3 protein-coding genes are annotated in these 1497 nt (G+C 63.7%); 1 reads left to right on the top strand and 2 read right to left on the bottom strand.

Annotated features, from left to right (window positions below; all coding sequences use genetic code 11):
- Nucleotides 1-156 precede the first annotated feature (156 nt).
- On the top strand, nt 157-270 hold the full coding sequence (locus tag H7965_RS29875) for a dodecin family protein (RefSeq protein WP_261394440.1): 114 nt from the start codon (nt 157-159) through the stop codon (nt 268-270).
- Between the two features lie 242 nt (nt 271-512).
- On the opposite strand, the gene H7965_RS29870 is transcribed toward H7965_RS29875, so the two are convergent.
- Together H7965_RS29870 and H7965_RS29865 are read right to left on the bottom strand one after the other, a co-directional pair.
- Nucleotides 513-716 carry a YgaP family membrane protein gene (locus H7965_RS29870; protein ID WP_186774093.1) on the bottom strand — a complete coding sequence of 68 codons (204 nt, stop codon included), beginning with the start codon at nt 714-716 and terminating at the stop codon, nt 513-515.
- A gap of 334 nt (nt 717-1050) precedes the next feature.
- Nucleotides 1051-1497 (bottom strand): DUF2182 domain-containing protein (locus tag H7965_RS29865; RefSeq protein ID WP_186774089.1); only part of this gene is annotated, 447 nt, incomplete at its 5' end.

Genomic DNA, 1497 nt, shown 5'->3' with positions numbered 1-1497 from the left:
GTTCTCGCCATGCAAGCTGGCCTCCGTGCCCAGCAGGCACGGTGAATCAGATTTCGCGCCGGGCGGGAATCCTCAGCGACTCTGAATGGTCAGATTTCGCTCTAGTTCCAGCGTCTCCGACGTCATTCAGAACGCGATCCCGAGGGCCACGCCACCCTGCGCAACATCAAGGGGTTCGAGGTGGTCCAAGTGCATGGCGAGGTGAAGGACGGGAAGGTCGGGCACCACCGAGTGACGCTCAAGGTCGCCTTCACGCTCGACGAAGGCTAGCGTGTTAGCCCCAGCCGTGATCAATGCTCTGCTGCACCATCGCCGACGAACATCCCAGATGGGCCAGCCAGGAGTTCGGCAAGGTAGGCGGAGGCTGGGAGCGGTCCCGAGTCAGGCACCGCGCGTGCAGCACGGGCCACGAGGTCCGGTGTGAGCACCATCCGTCGTTCCGCGGCGGCCATGGACACCTGCTCCGCTCCGGCGATTGGTCGCCCTTAGCAGGGACACCGGGCGATGGTCGCTTAGGCGAACCCGGCCTTAGACGGCAGCCCTACCCTTCTGAGCAGCGCCACGACCGGGCAGAGCCCGGTGAAGGACGCCTGCACGAGATGCAGGCCCATTGCCCCGGTTAGCCAGAGCCAGCGGATGTCGTGGAGGACGGTTAGAAGCGTGCTCCCGAGCACGATCACACCGACCACCAACAGGATCGTCCGTTCCAGCGTCATTGGGGTCTCTCCTTGGACTTTTGTGGGCGGACTCCTCGATCGCGTGCGCGCCCGCGGCCGGAAATCATTACCACGGACCACAACAGCACGGGTACCGAATCGGGGAAAGGAGGCACGCACGCTGACGCACCGCGGATTGAAGAAGTTTGGCATTTCTGCCGCGGCTGGGTGGATATGCTGGGGGCGTAGCAGAAGGTCCTCCGCTCCTCCGGACTCGGAGACATCAGACCCTAGTGCTCAGACGTATTCAGAAGATTCAGGAGCCAGCAGGGAGAGGCCCTTCATTGGGGGACATCTTCCCATCAGGGCTGCACCTTCCGTCTAGGTCAGTGCACTAGCCGTGCCCTATAGGAGCGTGTCCTATCCCGGCGGCGATGACCCAGGCGCCGCCAAGCACGAGGGCGAGACCGATTGCCTTGGCGATCCACTCCCCCTTTGGCGCCAGCTTTTCCAACGTGACGGCGAGCGCAAGCGCGGCGACGAGCGGCAGGTTCATGACACCGACCACGAACAGCAGCACCATCAGCATCCAGCAGCAGCCGATGCAGTACATCCCGTGCCGCAAGCCCATGACGAAGGCGCCGCCCGTGCCCTTTCGCCATTCCCCCATCAGGAACGCGAGCGGTGAGCGGCAGCGTGTCAGGCAAGTGCTCTTGAGCGGCGTGAACTGATATACCCCCGCCCCGAAGAGCAGCCCGGCAGTTAGCGCGGGATTCGTGCTCACCATCATCGGCGAAACGAGACCCACGGTTTGTAACAGCCAGTGCACCGTTGCGGCAAC

Origin of the sequence: Siccirubricoccus deserti (genome assembly GCF_014283215.1) — a bacterium.
Taxonomy (GTDB): Bacteria; Pseudomonadota; Alphaproteobacteria; order Acetobacterales; family Acetobacteraceae; genus Siccirubricoccus; species Siccirubricoccus deserti.
Note: the sequence above shows the minus strand (reverse complement) of the source record. Positions and strands in the feature narration are given on the sequence as shown.

Excerpts from the sequence above, each read along its gene's own strand:
- H7965_RS29870 (WP_186774093.1), bottom strand. The coding sequence starts at position 716 with ATGACGCTGGAACGGACGATCCTGTTGGTGGTCGGTGTGATCGTGCTC.